The organism is Vibrio sp. 10N.222.52.C12, assembly GCF_041474215.1.
GTDB lineage: Bacteria > Pseudomonadota > Gammaproteobacteria > Enterobacterales > Vibrionaceae > Vibrio > Vibrio crassostreae_C.
Genome location: NZ_JBFRTR010000004.1, coordinates 19643 through 37309, shown reverse-complemented (window position 1 = coordinate 37309; position 17667 = coordinate 19643). Strand labels below are relative to the sequence as shown.

At 45.1% G+C, this 17667-nt stretch carries 15 protein-coding genes; 9 read left to right on the top strand and 6 right to left on the bottom strand.

The genetic code is table 11. From position 1 onward, the window contains the following. The first annotated feature begins 137 nt into the window (after positions 1 to 137). From fucP to AB4623_RS00445, 6 genes are all read left to right on the top strand, one after another. The gene (gene fucP, locus AB4623_RS00470; RefSeq protein WP_017059999.1) at positions 138 to 1307 is read left to right on the top strand and encodes an L-fucose:H+ symporter permease; all 1170 of its coding nucleotides are present in this window, start codon (positions 138 to 140) and stop codon (positions 1305 to 1307) included. Between the two features lie 66 nt (positions 1308 to 1373). After that, entirely contained in the window at positions 1374 to 3122 is a 1749-nt protein-coding gene (locus AB4623_RS00465) for an L-fucose isomerase (RefSeq protein WP_029236428.1), read from the top strand. A 59-nt stretch (positions 3123 to 3181) separates the two neighbouring features. Continuing rightward, positions 3182 to 4630, top strand: a complete 1449-nt coding sequence (gene fucK / locus AB4623_RS00460; RefSeq protein WP_372145489.1) for an L-fuculokinase — start codon at positions 3182 to 3184, stop codon at positions 4628 to 4630. Next, entirely contained in the window at positions 4623 to 5057 is a 435-nt protein-coding gene (gene fucU, locus AB4623_RS00455) for an L-fucose mutarotase (protein ID WP_017059996.1), read from the top strand. The genes fucK and fucU overlap by 8 nt, the downstream gene beginning before the upstream one ends. Positions 5058 to 5075: 18 nt before the next feature. Further along, the gene (locus tag AB4623_RS00450; RefSeq protein WP_029236427.1) at positions 5076 to 5723 is read left to right on the top strand and encodes an L-fuculose-phosphate aldolase; all 648 of its coding nucleotides are present in this window, start codon (positions 5076 to 5078) and stop codon (positions 5721 to 5723) included. 46 nt (positions 5724 to 5769) lie between these two features. Beyond that, the gene (locus AB4623_RS00445) at positions 5770 to 6918 is read left to right on the top strand and encodes an iron-containing alcohol dehydrogenase (protein WP_017059994.1); all 1149 of its coding nucleotides are present in this window, start codon (positions 5770 to 5772) and stop codon (positions 6916 to 6918) included. Between the two features lie 258 nt (positions 6919 to 7176). Here AB4623_RS00445 and AB4623_RS00440 read toward each other — a convergent pair whose 3' ends face one another. From AB4623_RS00440 to AB4623_RS00430, 3 genes are all read right to left on the bottom strand, one after another. Then, positions 7177 to 9081, bottom strand: a complete 1905-nt coding sequence (locus tag AB4623_RS00440) for a bifunctional UDP-sugar hydrolase/5'-nucleotidase (protein ID WP_372145487.1) — start codon at positions 9079 to 9081, stop codon at positions 7177 to 7179. A 301-nt stretch (positions 9082 to 9382) separates the two neighbouring features. Next, positions 9383 to 10372 carry a zinc-dependent alcohol dehydrogenase family protein gene (locus AB4623_RS00435; RefSeq protein ID WP_372145485.1) on the bottom strand — a complete coding sequence of 330 codons (990 nt, stop codon included), beginning with the start codon at positions 10370 to 10372 and terminating at the stop codon, positions 9383 to 9385. Positions 10373 to 10392: 20 nt separating this feature from the next. Continuing rightward, complete coding sequence (locus AB4623_RS00430) at positions 10393 to 11181, bottom strand: phytanoyl-CoA dioxygenase family protein (protein ID WP_017059991.1); 789 nt, start codon at positions 11179 to 11181, stop codon at positions 10393 to 10395. 321 nt (positions 11182 to 11502) lie between these two features. On the opposite strand from AB4623_RS00430, the gene AB4623_RS00425 reads away from it, so the two are divergent. Beyond that, positions 11503 to 12693, top strand: a complete 1191-nt coding sequence (locus tag AB4623_RS00425; RefSeq protein WP_136981756.1) for a GGDEF domain-containing protein — start codon at positions 11503 to 11505, stop codon at positions 12691 to 12693. Here the strand turns inward: AB4623_RS00425 and AB4623_RS00420 are convergent. From AB4623_RS00420 to kdgR, 3 genes are all read right to left on the bottom strand, one after another. Next, positions 12680 to 13561, bottom strand: a complete 882-nt coding sequence (locus tag AB4623_RS00420) for a multidrug transporter (RefSeq protein ID WP_372099890.1) — start codon at positions 13559 to 13561, stop codon at positions 12680 to 12682. The genes AB4623_RS00425 and AB4623_RS00420 overlap by 14 nt on opposite strands. Before the next feature lie 143 nt (positions 13562 to 13704). Continuing rightward, positions 13705 to 15036 (bottom strand): MFS transporter, encoded by a 1332-nt coding sequence (locus AB4623_RS00415; RefSeq protein WP_017067925.1) that lies wholly within the window; start codon positions 15034 to 15036, stop codon positions 13705 to 13707. Positions 15037 to 15330: 294 nt separating this feature from the next. Further along, positions 15331 to 16116, bottom strand: a complete 786-nt coding sequence (gene kdgR, locus AB4623_RS00410) for a DNA-binding transcriptional regulator KdgR (protein WP_048609766.1) — start codon at positions 16114 to 16116, stop codon at positions 15331 to 15333. Between the two features lie 246 nt (positions 16117 to 16362). Between kdgR and kduD the strand changes: the two genes are divergently transcribed. Next, positions 16363 to 17124: a 2-dehydro-3-deoxy-D-gluconate 5-dehydrogenase KduD gene (kduD, locus tag AB4623_RS00405; RefSeq protein WP_048609765.1), complete on the top strand. Its 762-nt coding sequence runs from the start codon at positions 16363 to 16365 to the stop codon at positions 17122 to 17124. 18 nt (positions 17125 to 17142) lie between these two features. Continuing rightward, a complete protein-coding gene (locus tag AB4623_RS00400; RefSeq protein ID WP_102429220.1) occupies positions 17143 to 17667 on the top strand; it encodes a YgjV family protein in 525 nt (174 codons plus the stop codon).

The following is a 17667-nucleotide window of genomic DNA, read 5'->3' as shown; positions in this document are numbered from 1 at the left end:
ATCTTATGAATGATACTCTCAATATAAGTTCGTCTGAAACACAGAGGAATAATAAAGTAGAGGTAATACCAAAGGAAATTAAATTTGCTTTTTGGCTACTATGTTGTTGTTTTGCCATGTGGGGTTTGGCAAATAACATGACTGATGTACTTATTGCACAGTTTCGAAAAGTATTTACTTTAACCGATATGCAATCCGGTTTGGTACAAACGGCTTTCTATGGCGCTTATTTTTGTTTGGCTCTTCCCGCTGCGCTTTTCATACAGCGATACAGTTATAAAGCCGGAGTGCTTTTGGGCCTTGGATTGTTTGCAACCGGCGCACTGCTATTTTATCCCGCCGCGCAAGCAATGGAATATTTACCTTTCTTGCTGGCATTATTTGTTCTAGCTGGCGGTCTCTCCATTCTAGAAACAAGTGCCAACCCATACATATTAGCGATGGGTCCTGAAGAAACCGCAACTCGACGTCTAAATATTGCTCAAGCTTGTAACCCTATTGGTTCGATCACTGGGGTGTTAATTGGCAAATTTTACATCTTATCGCAACTAAACCCTGCAACGGATAGTGAACGTGCGGCCATGGCTGCTGACGAACTAGCGAAAATTCAATCTGACGAACTGTACGCAGTAATGATGCCCTATATGGGCGTAGCAGTTGTTATTGCTTTAATTTGGCTATTGATTCTTAAAACTAAGATGCCGGCCGCAAAGGACACAAGTACTACCGGTGAGTCTACATTTGGTCAGGCGTACCGCCGTATTGTCAAGCGAAGCCACTTCACCAAAGGCGTGTTAGCTCAGTTTTTCTATGTCGGTGCGCAAATTGGTTGTTGGTCATGGACTATTCGTTACGTGATGCAAGAAGTCGGCGGTACAGAAGCAGAAGCATCAACATACCTACTGACATCTATTGTGATTTTCTCTGTCATGCGCTGGGTTTGTGTCGCGCTGATGAAACACATTGAACCACAAAAACTACTTGCTGCTTTGGCTGCGATCGCTGCGATTTTAGTCGCTGTAATCATGGTAGTGGGTGGGTTAGCAGGAGCTTATGCACTAGTCGGTGTGTCTGCATGTATGTCTCTGATGTTCCCGACTATTTTTGGGCTATCACTGAGAGATTTAGGGTCTGATTCAAAGTTTGGTGGAAGCTTCTTAATCATGGCAATCCTGGGTGGTGCACTGCTAACCGCCATCATGGGGCAAATCTCAGATGCAGCAGGCATTGGTGCCGCATTTGTTATCCCATTCATTGGCTTCGTTTACCTAGTGTACTACGGCGCAAAAGGTTACCAAGTTAAGTAAAGAATTATCCACAGGGGCAGCATTAACCTGCCCCCTGAATTAAAGAAATAATAAGGAACATCAATGATGTCACAGTTAGTTAAAATCGGTATTCGTCCTACCATCGACGGTCGTCAAATGGGTGTACGCGAATCTCTTGAAGATCAAACTATGGGAATGGCTCAGCGCGCAGCTCATTTTATTCAAGAGAATATTCGCCATGCTAGCGGAGAGAAAGTGGAGTGTGTCCTTGCCGACTCTTGTATTGGTGGTGTAGCAGAATCTGCTGCGACGGCTGACAAATTTAAACGTGAAAATGTGGGCCTTGTACTGACAGTAACACCGTGTTGGTGTTATGGCACAGAAACCATTGATATGGACCCGCATACACCAAAAGCCATCTGGGGTTTCAATGGTACTGAGCGTCCAGGTGCAGTATACCTAGCCGCCGCGATGGCAGGCCACTCACAAGTGGGTTTACCGGCATTCTCAATTTACGGCAAAGAAGTGCAAGACGCAGGAGACGAGTCAATCCCAAGTGACGTACAGGACAAGATTCTTCGCTTCTGCCGTGCAGGTTTAGCCGTCGCGTCAATGCGCGGTAAATCTTATCTCTCGATGGGCTCTGTATCTATGGGCATCGCGGGCTCTGTGGTTAACCCTGAGTTCTTCCAGAAGTATCTGGGCATGCGTAATGAATATGTCGATATGACAGAAATCAAACGCCGTTTGGATCGAGAAGTCTATGACAAGAAAGAGTTTGAACTGGCACGTGCTTGGGTACGAGACTGGTGTAAAGAAGGTAAAGATTATAACGGCACCCCTTTCACCGAAGAGCGTAAAGCAGAGGATTGGGATACCGTCATTAAGATGACCATGATCATGCGCGATTTGATGCAAGGCAACCCAAAACTTGCAGAGCTAGGCTTTGGTGAAGAATCGCTAGGACACAATGCTATTCTGGCTGGCTTCCAAGGTCAGCGTCATTGGACCGATCATTTGCCCAATGGCGATTTTTCAGAGGCCATCTTGAACTCCTCATTTGATTGGAACGGCATTCGTGAACCAATCTGTGTGGCAACAGAAAACGACGCGTTGAACGGCGTAAATATGATGTTTGGTAAGCTACTGACGGGTGAGGCTCAGGTTTTCCATGATGTTCGTACCTACTGGTCTGAAGATGCGGTAGAGCGTGTGACAGGGACCCGCCCAGATTCCGGTTTCTTGCACCTGGTTAACTCTGGCTCAGCAGCGCTCGATGGGGCAGGTAAAGCGAGAACAGCTGATGGTAAGCCGGCGATGAAACCGCACTGGGAACTGACACAAGCCGACGTTGAAGCGTCTCTAAATGCAACGAAATGGTGCCCAGCCATTGAAGAATACTTCCGTGGGGGCGGCTTCTCGTCTCAGTTCCTAACTGAAGGTGGCATGCCATTTACTATGCATCGAATCAACATTATCTCGGGTATTGGTCCAGTGCTGCAAATTGCTGAGGGGCACTCTATCGAACTGCCAGAAGATGTTCATAATACCCTAAATGAGCGCACTAACGCGACTTGGCCAACGACCTGGTTCGTCCCTCGCTTGACTGGCCAAGGCGCATTTAAATCGGTTTATGACGTTATGGCAAACTGGGGCGCTAACCACTGTGTTATCACTTCAGGCCACGTTGGCGGCGATTTAATCTCTCTCGCTGCAATGCTGCGTATTCCGGTATCGATGCATAACGTGGATAGCCAAGACATCTTTCGTCCGCATACTTGGTCTGCATTTGGTCAGGATGTTGAGGGACAGGACTATCGCGCTTGTCAGAACTTCGGCCCTATCTATAAGTAATTCAATAGGTAACTAATTTTGCCTGCCCCAACTTGGGGTAGGCCTTAAAGGGGTGAGTTATGTCGATTGCTATTATTCTTGATTGCGGAGCCACCAACGTCCGCTCTATTGCGATTAACCAGCAAGGTGAAATTGTTGCGTCGCACTATATTGCTAATGAAACGCTACAGAATGGCACTAAACATGTTTGGGATTTTCAACAGATTTGGAAAAAGCTTGTTGAGTGTTCAAAGCAGGTAATGGCTCAAATTAATTCGACGGATATTGTTGCCGTTTCTGTCACTACCTTTGGAGTGGACGGGGCGCCCTTCGATAAAGATGGAAAGCAGATCTATCCCATTATTTCTTGGAAATGTGCTCGTACCGCGCCTGTGATGAGCCAGATCTCGCAAGATATTGACCGCGATGAACTGTATTTGACCAACGGCATCGGGGATTATTCGTTCAATACCTTATTCAAGCTTAAGTGGTTGAAAGACAACGAACCAAAAGTCTATAGCAATATGGATAAGTGGGTGTTTATTTCGTCGATGTTGACACAAAAGCTGACGGGCGAATTAACAACCGATCGAACGATGGCTGGCACGTCGATGATGACGGACCTAGACAGCGGTGACTGGAATGAAGGGGTATTACAGTACCTAGAGCTGACGAAGGCGCACTTTCCTCCCATGGTTGAAGCGGGCGAAATAGTGGGTTGTTTAAAAGACGATGTCGCCTTCCTGCTTGGCATTCCAAACAGAGTTCCAGTGATTTCAGCAGGTCACGACACTCAGTTTGCTTTGTTCGGCTCTGGTGCCAAAGAGAATCAGTCTTTCTTAAGCTCAGGGACTTGGGAGATCTTGATGGCTCGTTCGCCACGTCCTCAGTTAAAACCTGACTATCTCAAAGAGGGCATGACAACAGAGCTTGATGCTAAAAATGATTTGTTTAACCCAGCAATCCAATGGCTCTCTAGTGCAGTAATGGAATGGGTCGCCAACACCTACTTTACGGATGTTGCCGAGAGCAGCAGTAAATACGCGGTGATGGTTTCGGAAGGGGAAGCGGCCCCTATCGGTGCAAATGGCGTTAGGTTCGATCCATCCTTTTTACTTGGTGGTGACGGTAAAGGAAATGGTGCGATTACTGGCCTGTCCATTAATGCCACAAGGGGTGAGATATACCGCGCCGCTCTAGAAGGACTGGCCTTCAAACTCAAGAGCAGTCTGCACTATCTTTCCACGACTTGTCGCTTAAATACCGAGTGTTTAATGGTGGTGGGTGGTGGGTCTAAAAATAGACTGTGGAACCAAATAAGAGCTGACGTTGTTGGCATCCCTATCCATGTGGTTGAACAGCCTGAAGCCACAGTGACGGGGGCAGCGATGTATGCCTTTGCAGGGGCTGGGGTATTTATTGATGCCAATCATGCCCAAGAAAATATGAAGCCTGCTTACCAAGTCATCACCCCGTCTGAGAGCCGTGAACAATACGCCCAGTTATTGGAGGAAATACACAATGCTTAAAGGAATCCATCCGGCAATAAGCCCAGAACTGCTTGCCGTATTAAGTCGAATGGGGCATGGCGATGAAATTCTGTTTGCCGACGCCCATTTTCCTGCGGAGACGTTTGGATCGCATGTGGTGCTAAGAGCCGATGGCGTGAATATCGATACGCTGTTAGAGGGCACAATACCGCTATTTGAGCTCGACGTGTACTGCCAAAGCCCGCTGATCATGATGCAAGCAGTAGAGGGTGACCAGCTCGACCCAACAGTTGAATCGAAATACATGGCGGCAATCACAAAGACCACGAAAGACAAGCCTGCATTAGAACACATGGATCGTTTTGATTTTTACGACCGCGCCGAAAAATGCTTTGCAGTTGTACTGACGGGCGAAACCGCTAAATACGGAAACATCATTTTAAAGAAAGGCGTAACGCCAGCTTAAGGAAGTAATACGATGACAATAACAAGAAATGAACTAGCACAAGACATTATCGATACATGCTTAGAGATGACTAAGCTGGGATTAAACCAAGGCACCGCAGGTAATGTCTCGGTGCGCTATGAAGGTGGTTTATTGATCACTCCAACGGGTATTGAATATGAGAATCTGACACCGGAAAAGATCGTTTTTGTAAGCGAATCCGGAGAATTTGAGGAAGGCAAAATTCCATCAAGCGAATGGGCTTTCCACCTAACCTGCTACCAAGCGAGAGAGGATTGCCATGCCGTTGTTCACAACCACGCCATTAACGCGACAGCAGTGTCTATACTCAATCGTCCAATCCAGGCGATCCACTATATGGTTGCAGCATCGGGCGCGGCAGAAATACCTTGTGTACCTTATGCTACCTTTGGCTCTCCTAAGTTGGCTGATTATGTAGATGCTGGCATTCGTCAAAGTAAATCTATTCTTCTTCAACATCATGGCATGATCACCGTTGGTGAAAATCTGAAGAAAGCATTGTGGTTAGCACATGAAACCGAGGTATTGGCTGAGCTTTATCTCAAGTGTGCAGCGATTCAGCCAGACGTTCCAGTGCTTCCAAACCAAGAGATGGATCATGTACTCGATAAGTTCAAGACGTATGGATTGCGAGTTGAGAAGTAATTGATATCGGCCCGATCCGTCGGGCTCTTACCGTAAAGGAATGACTATGGTGTTTGCATTAAATTTACCAAAACTATCATTATCCGGCGTAGGTGCGGTGGCAGAATCTGTTGCAGTGTTGGACTGTCGACCCGTAAAAAAAGCAATGATAGTGACAGATAAAAACCTTATTGAATTGGGGATATTAGATTCTCTTTATTGTGCACTCGATGATAAAGGGTTCGATTATGTCACCTTTGATAAGGTCACCCCTAACCCGACCGTTAGTTTGGTTAATCAAGGTGCTGAGTTTTACCAACAGAGCGGGTGCGATTGTTTGATTGCGGTTGGTGGCGGTAGCCCTATTGATTGTGCGAAAGCGATTCGTATTGTCACATCAAATGAAGGCGAAATCACCGATTATAATGGGGTCGGCCTGGTTAAGAATAGCGGTGCGTTCTTTATTGCTATTAATACAACGGCGGGAACAGCGGCGGAGATGACGTCCAATTCGGTGATTACCGATGAGAAGAATCTCGTTAAGATGGTGATCGTCGACACCAAACAGATTCCAGATGTTGCGGTTAACGACCCATCATTGATGGTTGGTTTGCCTGCCTCTGTTACCGCTGCAACGGGTATGGATGCGCTGACCCATGCCATTGAGTCGGTTGTGACTCCTGGCGCCCATCGTTTAACACTTCCGACCGCACTCGAGGCGGTTAAGCTAATTGCCAAATGGCTGCCTATGGCAGTAAAGGATGGAGCGAACATAGAAGCTCGGTCGGCACTTGCTGATGCGCAATTTTTAGCGGGGATGTCGTTCAACTCAGCCGGATTAGGCGCGGTTCATGCGTTGTCACATCAGCCTTCGGCAACACACAACCTAGCGCATGGCGTTTGTAATGCTATCTTGCTGCCTGTGGTGAGCGCATTCAATGCTCAAACGATTCCAAGTGCGTTTAGAGAAGTAGCTGAAGCGATGGGTGGGGATACGTCTCAGTTAGACGACACTAATGCAGCCCTATTAGCGGTGGACCTGATTTGCACGTTGTCTCGTGAAGTGGGTATCCCTTCTGGGCTGGCTCATCTTGGGGTTAAGCATGCGGATATTGATGGTTGGGTTCAAAAAGCCATGGATGATGTTTGTATGGGAGGCAACCCAAGAACGTTGACCAGTGAAGACGTTTATCACCTTTACGAGTTGGCGTTATAGCAACCGTGTAGTGGTACTGTAGTGGCTGAGTGAATTTGGCCACTTGATTGGAGGTTTGCAATACTTGAAGTGATTCATAAATCACTAATTTAGGAAACTCGCTGAGAAGATTTTGTCCAACTATGAGTTGGCCTTTGCAGATCATTCATCCAATATTAACCGTTTTACTCAGTACAGATGTGGTGTTGGAAAATGGGAACAAAAACGACCTAACCACGCTCCAAGCGTTGTTAAGTCGTTATTGGTTGAGGTCAGGGGTTAATTGAGCGCTTCAATCAGAGTGATTTCGCGTTTGATTTGCTTACTCTCTTGCTCAGTCGCCTGCGCCAGTTTCTTTTCGCGTGTGGTTATGGCTGCTTGTTTGGCTTCGTCAGATTTGAACATCAGTTCTTTTACGTTGATAGAAGCGATGTTTGTGTAGCGGCCATCGTCACTGGTTGGGATTGATATGGTTTTATCATTAATCAATGATTTTACGATCTCACGCTGTTCATTGTAACGACTCTCTAAACCAGAAAGTGCCCATCGTTGTTGAGGCTTACCCTCATACTGGCCGTTCTTTTCTTCTTTAAGATACTTGATAGTCATGTTACGAATCGTGCCTGCTTCTTCTCCATACTCTGCTTCCGTATCAAAGAGTACAGGGAATGATTCACCTTCTAGCACGCCGCCTTTCTTGGTTAGATGACCCATTCGATAGCTATTCATACCAATACGGATCTCTGTTTGATCAGTAACCGGTGTGCCATCAGCAAACGCGAGGTTGGTGATGCGGGTACCTGCAGGTTGAGTGAGGTCGATGGTATAAGTCACGCCCGCGAAGAAGTCATTGGTCGAATATTTTGAAGCTCTACGTTCAGGGTTAAAGCTGTAGGTCACATCGCCAGGTTGTACTGAGTTGAAGTAGCCCGCAGACCATTCCATGTAGGTTCTTAACTCTTTGCCTGTCATCTGATAGACAGTGATTTCGCCACCTGCGTATTGGTAGTTGTACGCGATGTCTTTGGCTTTGATTGGGCCAACATCGAGCTCTGCATTGTCGTTGTCTATTTGAAGTGCAATGACATTGGCTTTGGGTGCATAGAAGAAGCTCGCTTCTTGGAATAGCGCACTGATGCCTGTGTCTTGAACATGGACTTGAGGGATACCGCGGATTTCGTTTTCTGGGACTAAATCAATGCCGGTAAGTTGAGCGACAGGTCTGTTCGCCATTTCTCGGAGTTGTTTGTGGTAAGGCTGGTATAACTCGTCCATATTCTCATCAGAGTCGATACCTTTAATTTTATAGGTGAAGCTGTCTTTGTTGACGAGAGTGAATGTGCCATCGCGCTCTTCAAATTGAAGATCGATACGAGATAGGGCGCGGCCATATCTGTCGGGTTCAGTAATAATAACGCCATTTACAACGGCTTTATCGATGCGAGTGTGCATGTGGCCAGCGACGATGGCATCAAGCTCTGGGTTTGCATTGGCAATGTCGGTGACACCGGTGTCGGCAATGTCATTCTCGTTCTCAATTCCCATATGGGCAACCAATATGATGGCATCCACTTTATCATCAATCTCTTTGACGATTTTCTTCACTTCCAAGGTTGGATTAGTGAAAGTGACGCCTTCTAAACGGTTGGTACCTTGCGCAAAGACCTCCGTCATTGGGGTATCCATTCCGATCACGCCGATCTTAATGCTACCGCGTTCTAGGATGGTGTAACCAGGCAGGAATGGGTTTCCGTTTTTGTTCTTGATGTTGCCACCGAGAGACTGCCCTTTAAATTGGGTAACGGCCCTGTTGAGGGTTTTGAGGCCAAAGTCGAATTCGTGGTTACCTAAAACCCACACATCGTATTTCATGTGATTAAAGCCAAGCATCATTGGATCAACGGGCTCGTCTTTGAAGGTTTCTACGAAGTTGCCTTGGATGGTATCGCCAGCGTCGACAAGGATAATGTTAGATTGCTCTTTGCGGATCTCACCAACTTTGGTCGCGATTTGGCTCAAGCTACCACGAGTGTTGAGTTTATCTGCCGCGTAATCCCACGCCATAAAATGACCGTGGATATCTGAAGTACCCAGTATCGTGACATCGTGTATATCGCCATCAGCTGCAAAGGTGGGAAAGGCTAGAGAGAGTAGGATGGCGCTTGATAGTATGTGTCTTTTCATAAGTATGTTCACATCGTGGTTTTAAGTATGACGCTACCATATAGAATCGAGGTTATCTTATGGGTGATCAGTATCATATTTCTAATGATATAACTAATTGATGTTTCAAATAAATGTGATTCATGGCCATCTCGTAACCACTTAAGTTATGGAGAAATGCACCACAACTCTTCGCTATCTTTTCAATCTTCGATTTCTTTAATCAAACTTCCTAAGCGATGGTGTATTAACAAGCACGCTTGTAAGCTGTTGAACGTCTTGCCTGTTGAAATAAACAAGGTATATATCGTCCAACTCTCACTTACTGTGGCAGTAAGATGATCTTGCCCTCTAGGCGTGTGGTTTTCGATTCAATGAGATCAATCGCGGTTTGCACTTCATCGAATGGTAGATAGCGGTCAACGTCGAGCTGAATGTCGTTTGTGATGAAGTGATCTAGCATGGTCGTGAACTTATCACGGCGAACATCTTTACCTTCTGCTTCCTCCCAATAACGCAAGAAGAAGGTGCTGAAATCGATGTGTTGGTTTTTCGCGTACTCAAAGAAGCGTGGCTCGTAAAAATCCAACGACAGCGTCCCATAGTTGATAAAGCGCCCGTTGTTGCCAAGGGTGTGAACAAGCTCGGTTCCGGGTGAGCCGCCAATCGCATCAAAGGCAACGGTTGGCATAGGCAAGCCTAATGCCTTAATTTGAGAAACTAGATCAGCGTTCGCATCTATCACCCAACAGGAAGTGGCAGGGTATTGTGTCTGCTGTGATGTAACGACAATGATGTTGAAGCCGAGTGATGCTGATAACTGGGAGAAGATCTTACCGATGGCTGAACTGCCCGCGTTGATGATCAACACATCCTCTTGGGTCAGCTTGGCTATTTCTGTCGTTAGCACCCATGCGGTTAGCGCATTAATGTACAACTGACAGGCGTAGCCATTGTCTAAATGTTGAGGAATTTGGAACAGATCATCTGGTGATACATCGACATAGTTCTGCCATGTTCCACTGGTTGCCACAAGCACTCGTTGATTCACTATAAACTCAGCACTGCTGGATTCTACAATCCTTCCTACCGCTTCAAATCCCGGTACTCTCGGCGGCTGATGGCTATGTTTGTATTGGCCCACACCATAAATCGACAACAGATCACTAGGGTTGATGTTAGTCGCTTCAATTTGTACGCGAACTTTATCTTTGTCTAGTACCCCTAAAGCGACATGTTCTAACTTGAGAGATTCTTTTGGCTGACCGAAACGGAACTGGCTAATTCGGGTATTTTGCTTAGTGTCAGTCATAGTTTGGGCACCTTTATGGATTATGAGTACTGCATTGATTTTAAGTGTAGCGTGTTCATAAACAACCTTGGGTCGCTAATATTGCTTAACATAGCTGGCGTCGGTAAACAGTCGTCATCAACGTAGTCGACATAGTCTGCCGCCGAATCGAAGATCAAAATATCCAAAGCCAAACGATCCAAGCCATATCGGCCTCGGTGGATCATATCCGCTGAAAACACCAATAAGTCACCTGCGGCTAACGGTATCTGCTTACCACCAGAGATGTCATCGCTGCTCACTTTGCCGTTTTCTTCTTGGCGAACATTGTACTCTTCTTCGTTATCCCAACGTTTGTGCGTGCCGGGGATAAGTTCCATGCCGGGCTCATCAAAAAGGGGCACTCGCAGATGCAATACTTGGGTTTCCATGATGACTTTCATCTGGTCATCAATGTCGTAGTCGTATTGACAGTCACGATGCCAGAAGTCTTTTTGCTGCGGGTTTACTGGGTTGAAAAACAGCTGTGTATTCATGAATGCCGGCTTGTTCGGAATCACCGCATCAACCACATCCATCACTTGTTTCGAGCTGATGAAGTCGAAAAGCACGCTTCTATCGTCGGCAGGCAAATACTCGCTTCCCGTAATTAAAGACGAGTTAAATGCTTCTTCTTTATAGAATTCTTCGTTGTCTGCTTTCCATGATTCATGAAATTTCAGCACGACTTTTCTAAGCGATGCAATTTGAGCTTCATTGAAATAATTTCTGATAACAAAGTAACCATGTTCGTCGTAACGGTCACTTAATTGTTGGCTGTTTTCTACCACTGACTACCTTCGTTCATTCTTTGCTGTATAATAACTAAGGTCAACAGCCCCTAGAGATTTCTTGGGCGCATAATGCCAGACAGTTGTCGTTCAACCAAGTAACGAGTGAAGAAGCCTGTAGATTCGGTGATGCTATGAAGCAATATTGAGGGCGAGTGTTACATGCCTATCCACATCATGGACTCATGCGATAAAAATCTCCGCATATGTGATCTACCCCCTTTTTTTATAAAATAAAAAGATTCACATGGTGAATGTTTTTGTGGTTTGCATGATTATTGACCATGTTGAAATTTGGTTGCGTATGGAAGATAGAAAATCATGGATGGTTTTTCGCTGGATATGAGAACACTTAATTTTATTATTATTTTGTTCTCTTTCATTTACTGTATTGGCTTGTTGTTATTTCAATTCACTCAACAGTCCATTAAAGGGCTTTCAATCTTTTCCATTTCAATATTTGTTATCGGAACTGGGCCGTTGATGTTGAGCCTAAGAGGGGAGTTCCCTGATTGGGTCACCGTTATTGGTGCCAATATGGTCATTGCGCTTGGTTTTCATCTCGCCTTGTATAGCTTATGTCTGTTTCGAGAATACTCTCTCAAATGCACCTACCTCAGTAGTCTAATGATGTTGGCTCTTTTGCCATGTTTTATTTACTTCACGTTCTATGAGCCTTCCATAAAGGCTCGAATTATCCTCATTAGTTTATATCTGGCTTTTGTGACTCTTTGCACTGCCTTTGCGGTATTAAAGGGCCGGCGTGATGACTTGACTCTAGGTATTCGGATGATGGCCTTGTCATTTACGATATATGGCGGGTTTATGGTTTTTCGAGTTGTGGTGACGCTATTTTCAACTGAGCTCCAGGATTTCATGGCGGCCACTCTCATTCATCAACTTGCCTTTTTAGTGAGCATCGTTCTTATTGTGTCGATGAGCTTTACAATGCTTTGGCTGATTAACGCAAGGTTGCTTAGTTCTATTCACGAGCTGTCCTACAGCGATCCTCTAACGGTACTGGGAAACCGCAGAGCATTAGATGAGATGGTTCCAGTTATCATGAAGCAGGCGGAAACTGCACCTGTTAGTGCCATTATGATGGATATTGATAATTTTAAGTCGATCAATGACCAACACGGACACATTGTAGGTGACCTCGTGATCAAGTCTTTTGCTGAAATGGTTCAAAGTGCGATAAAAACATCGCCTAAAGCCAGTGCGTTTCGTTTTGGCGGAGACGAGATAATGATTTTATTGCCTAATGTCGATTTCCAACAAGCTCAGGTTATTGCCTGCAAGTTACGATTGTCTATTTCAGAGGTATCAGCAGTACAAGAACATGAGATGTTTCTGACATCGAGTTTTGGTGTTGCTCAGCTTCACCCGCATGAGAGTTGGAATGGGTTTATTAGCCGAGCCGACAAAGCGTTATATCAAGCGAAAACAAACGGTCGCAATATGACTTCAATTTGTCCTAGTCATATTAACGAGCTCGTCACTGCCACATAACCAATACTGCTGCGATAGAAAGCAAGATGAGCGCAAGAATGTCTTTGCGCGCGATGCTTTGCCCTAACCAGAAATAGGATATCAACACCATGAAGATCACTTCGACTTGCCCGAGTGTCTTTACGTACGGCACGGCTTGAAGCGACATCGCGCTAAACCAACCCAGAGAACCGATAACACTCGCTAAGCTTGTCATGATGACTAGTTTCGACTTCTTGAATATCAGGCGCAGCGTGTCGCGTTCTCTGAAAAAGAGATACGTACAGATAATCACTGTCTGAAGGGAAATGACGAGGAACAGCACCCAAGCAGCGCTATGAGGGAAGGGCAACCCTATGCTCAAACTTGCTTCCCGTACCCAAAGAGACGTTAAAGCAAAGGCGGTGCTACACGCCATACCTAATAAGAACACTTTCGGGGACAAGCTTCGCCAGCCAGAAGCGCTACTCATGATTAGCACGCCTAAAGTACCAATAAGTACGCCGACCCAACCTGTTAGTGTCAAAGCAGTACCAAAAAACAATACGGATAGCACAGCAGATACGGGGGCTTCACACTTGGCTAAGCCTGCGCCTATCGCATAGTTTTCGAGCTTGAAGAGCATCACCATTAAGCCGGTCGCGAGGATCTGCATGATGGCGGCAGCAACAATATAGAAAACAAACTCACCCGAAAAATCCGGTGCGGATACGGGCTGCCATTGATAGAGGGCGCAGAGGTAAATAAGGGCGATAGGGCTAGCCCAAATAAATCGCGCTAACGTTACGCCAGCCACGCTCATGGTGCCACTTAATTTACTTTGAAAGGCATTGCGCCAAGATTGGCTAAAGGCGGCAAGGAGAGTAAAGGCTATCCAACTAAAAGACATGACGCGTCCATGTGTTATGTAATTTGGTGGTGATACTAACAAAAAATCACTTGATAAGAAGTGTCATTATCTGTTTATAGCCACAGGCTCACCTTTATTCTCTATTCGGCAGTAGAGATATCTTCAACAGTTCGATGCTTTCTTCAGAAGATCGGCTGTTTCTTGTTTTTGAAATAGAACAGCGCGCTGATCGAAATGAACAGTAAGGTGAAGTAATAGAAAAACGAAGACAGTGAGGCCAAGAAGGCAAGGTTCTGTTCTATTTCTTGTTCGGTGAAGCCCTGAGACACCAACTTATAGTAGTAAGCGTACAAGATCCCGATCAGCCCGTATCCGAGGTTAAACATTAAACCTTTGAAACTAAGAACGGTGGCTCGGTTGTGCGATTCGGTCTTTTTATTCAGGTGGTAGCTGATGAAAATGTTCATCGTCATGATGATAAAGATTAACACCAACGCCGGAATGACCCCGTAAATCGACCAACCTAAACTGATCCAGTAATAAGTCGCCATGCTTGCTAAACCCATGACCACAATGAAGGTTTTAGGCTCAATACTCTCTGCTAATCTTCGGCTTTGTCCTGCCAATATAATCTTAAGCAAACTTATACCCGCACCAATAAAACCAAAGTAGATAATTGGAATATCAATCGCCAGATAGTATTGGCTGTTCATGGTTAGGAACATGCGTGAGGTGTGTTCGAATAGGCTGTAGTAGAGCAAGATGAACAGCACGTAAGGTGTAGCGAATACCCATTTACCCGCATCGATCGTCAATTTAAGACTTGAGATGGTGGTTGCCAATTTGGTTTGGTCGCTTGGCATCACCTTTTTCTCTTCGCGCATATTAATCGCGGCATAGATGGCGATCATCGCTACAAATAGGGTGGCGAACACAGGAATACGCATCAGGTCTTTAGTGCTTTCTGGTTCGGCTAGTCCAAGGAAATGAAAGATGTTCGTCATAAAGTTCACGTCGTACATCGCCGCACCAATCAGCGTGACAAAGATACCGACCGTTGAGGCGACACGAAGCTGGATTTGCAGCACTCGCGGCCACAACTCTTCATTACCTTGTTCTTTTAAGGTGTCGTAAGCCAATGCCTCGTCGGCGCCGCTGGCCAGTGCCATCGCTAAGCCACTGAGAATCCGGTTAATCAGAAAGACTATGAACACCAAGTCGGGGTTTCCGGTTGGCACTAAGGCGATCATTGCGATCTCAACAAACATCACAATCGAAGACAGCACCACCAGTTTCTTGCGGCCTAAGGTATCGGCGAATGCACCCGACGGTACTTCAGCAAGCACAATGGTGGCTGCCCACACTACGTTGAGCATCGCGAATTGAGAAAGAGTTAGCCCGTAATCTAAATAAAGTAGGGTGAATATAGGGTAGTAAAAACGCGCAAAGTAGCTGCTTCGAAACATTAAGAAGTAGCGGACATTGGGAATTTTAAGGATCTCTTTGAGCGTCATGATAATTTCAGTAATTTAGATAACACATTATTATGTATAACCCTTTTACTCTTTTAAATCATGAATTGTTGTCAAATCCCTACAATATCTGGTTTGGGTGATCTTCGAGAGCATGGTTCATGGTGGGTTATAGGCTTGATGGTCTGCGTATGATTGGTGGAAGGGGGGGAGGAGTTTATCTGAGCTATATGTCGTTCTATTTACGCACAACATGACTTGTCGATGATTCTTGGGCTATTAATTGAAGGGGACAACTCGCAATAAAAAAGGCAGCAATAACTGCCGCCTTTATCATTATTTTATTGGGTAATCATTAAACCCTAATTGCTTGGATATATTTCTACCTGCGTTGTGCAGTAACGCCACATAGTGAGCTTTTTTCTCTTCATCAAATCGAATGGTAGGAAATGAAATTGAGACGCCAGCAATTACGGTACCAAAACGGTCGTAAACTGGAGCTGCGATACAACGTAAGCCTGGCTCTTGTTCTTCATTATCTTCGCCAAAGTGCTGTAGCTTAACCGCTTTAAGTTCGTCGATAAGTTGGTCGACGTTTTCAAGGGTATTTTTTGTGCTTTTCACAAACTCGGCGTCTGCCAACTGAGTGCGAACGAATTCTTCGTCACGTTCTGCCAATAAAACCTTACCAATCGCAGTCGTATGCAGAGGATTTCTTCGACCAACGCGCGAGTGCATGCGCAGCGCGAAGCTAGAATCGATCTTGTGTATGTAGATGATAGAGCCATGGTCCAACGCACCTAAGTGAATGGTTTCATTAGTCTCTTCTGAAATCACACGCATCTCTTTCTCTGCAATTGTGATCATATCAACCCACTCGAGTGATTTTGAACCAAGTTCGAACATCTTTAATGTGAGTGAGTATCGGTCAGCTTCGCCTTGTTGAGATACATAGCCAAGCATTTTCATTGTTTGTAGAAAGCGATAGGTAGTGGCTTTAGACATCATTAGACGTTGTGAAAGGTCTGATACGCCTATTTCCTTCTGTTCCCCCAGAGATTCAAGAATATTAAAAACTTTTAATACCGATGAAACGGCTTCTGGTTGGGTGGACTTCTCCATTTTTCTTCCTTTAGGCTATCTAATATCAAGACAAAATACCACTTTTCGTAATTTCTAAAAAGCCTTTTCAAAAAAATAAAAAACGAGAACGATCAACTTCAAAGTTTTAACTTAATCAGAAATTATTTTTGAAATGTCGTTTCAAAAATAATTGTCAGCAACGAATTTATGTTTTATTGTATGACTAAATCGAGTGGGCGACATTACAGAAATGCCACAACACTAAACGTAATTGAGGAAGCGAACATGATGTTAGAGTCATTCAATCTGGAAGGTAAAGTAGCGATAGTGACGGGTTGTGATACCGGTCTTGGTCAAGGTATGGCAATTGGTTTAGCTGAAGCTGGATGTAAAGTGGTTGGCGTAAATCGTGTTGAGCCAACAGATACCATCGAAAAAATGAATGCAGCGGGTCATACGTTTTTAGACGTACGTGCTGACCTTCTAAAGCAGGAAGATATTCCTGGAATTATAGATAAAGCGCTGACTGAGTTTGGTCACATCGACATCCTTGTTAATAATGCCGGCATTATTCGCCGAGAAGACGCGATTGAGTTTTCTGAGCAAAACTGGGATGACGTAATGAACATCAATACTAAGACCGTTTTCTTTATGTCTCAGTCTGTTGCGAAGCAGTTTAAAGCGCAAGGCACTGGCGGCAAGATCATTAATATCGCATCAATGCTCTCTTTCCAAGGTGGTATTCGTGTTCCTTCGTATACTGCGTCTAAGAGTGCTGTAATGGGTATCACCCGTGCGATGGCGAACGAATGGGCGAGCGATAACATTAATGTTAATGCGATTGCACCTGGATATATGGCAACCAACAATACTCAAGCACTGCGTGAAGATGCTGATCGTAACCAAGCTATTCTTGAGCGCATTCCTGCTGATCGCTGGGGTACACCAAAAGATGTCGCTGGCCCATGTGTGTTCTTAGCATCACCTGCATCGGATTACATTAATGGCTATACCATTGCTGTTGATGGTGGATGGTTAGCACGATAACGATTTTTGTAATATAAGATGGTTAACGAGATCGTTGCACAAGCTGTAGGGCTAGTAAGTTTCCTTCTGGGCCTTTCGACCTTTTACCAGAAGGACGACAAAAAGCTCAAAGTGGTTATGTTGATGTTGAACGTTAACCATCTTATTCACTTTTTATTATTGGGTTCCATTACATCGGCAATCGGTGCTTTGATTTCAGCACTCAGAACTGGCACCGCGATGTATACCAAATCGCTGTGGGCTGCAGGGTTATTTATTGCCCTCGCGGTTGGCAGCGGAATCGGTTTTGCTCAGCATTGGTATCAACTTCTGCCTTTAGCGGGAACGATTATTGGAACGTACTCAATATTTAGATTGAATGGTATTGCACTAAGAGTCGGCTTTTTATTGGGAGCTGCATGCTGGCTAACTAATAATCTAATTATTGGTTCAATTGGTGGCTCGCTGATGGAAATATCAGTGATAGGGATTAACCTCGTTACTATTTTTCGTCTATACCAAGATAACGCCAAGTGCAAAATTACGCCGCAACAACAGGAATAA

Excerpts from the sequence above, each read along its gene's own strand:
- fucP (WP_017059999.1), top strand. The coding sequence starts at position 138 with ATGACTGATGTACTTATTGCACAGTTTCGAAAAGTATTTACTTTAACC.
- AB4623_RS00465 (WP_029236428.1), top strand. The coding sequence starts at position 1,374 with ATGTCACAGTTAGTTAAAATCGGTATTCGTCCTACCATCGACGGTCGT.
- fucK (WP_372145489.1), top strand. The coding sequence starts at position 3,182 with ATGTCGATTGCTATTATTCTTGATTGCGGAGCCACCAACGTCCGCTCT.
- fucU (WP_017059996.1), top strand. The coding sequence starts at position 4,623 with ATGCTTAAAGGAATCCATCCGGCAATAAGCCCAGAACTGCTTGCCGTA.
- AB4623_RS00445 (WP_017059994.1), top strand. The coding sequence starts at position 5,770 with ATGGTGTTTGCATTAAATTTACCAAAACTATCATTATCCGGCGTAGGT.
- AB4623_RS00440 (WP_372145487.1), bottom strand. The coding sequence starts at position 9,081 with ATGAAAAGACACATACTATCAAGCGCCATCCTACTCTCTCTAGCCTTT.
- AB4623_RS00435 (WP_372145485.1), bottom strand. The coding sequence starts at position 10,372 with ATGACTGACACTAAGCAAAATACCCGAATTAGCCAGTTCCGTTTCGGT.
- AB4623_RS00425 (WP_136981756.1), top strand. The coding sequence starts at position 11,503 with ATGGATGGTTTTTCGCTGGATATGAGAACACTTAATTTTATTATTATT.
- AB4623_RS00420 (WP_372099890.1), bottom strand. The coding sequence starts at position 13,561 with ATGTCTTTTAGTTGGATAGCCTTTACTCTCCTTGCCGCCTTTAGCCAA.
- AB4623_RS00415 (WP_017067925.1), bottom strand. The coding sequence starts at position 15,036 with ATGACGCTCAAAGAGATCCTTAAAATTCCCAATGTCCGCTACTTCTTA.
- kdgR (WP_048609766.1), bottom strand. The coding sequence starts at position 16,116 with ATGGAGAAGTCCACCCAACCAGAAGCCGTTTCATCGGTATTAAAAGTT.
- kduD (WP_048609765.1), top strand. The coding sequence starts at position 16,363 with ATGATGTTAGAGTCATTCAATCTGGAAGGTAAAGTAGCGATAGTGACG.
- AB4623_RS00400 (WP_102429220.1), top strand. The coding sequence starts at position 17,143 with ATGGTTAACGAGATCGTTGCACAAGCTGTAGGGCTAGTAAGTTTCCTT.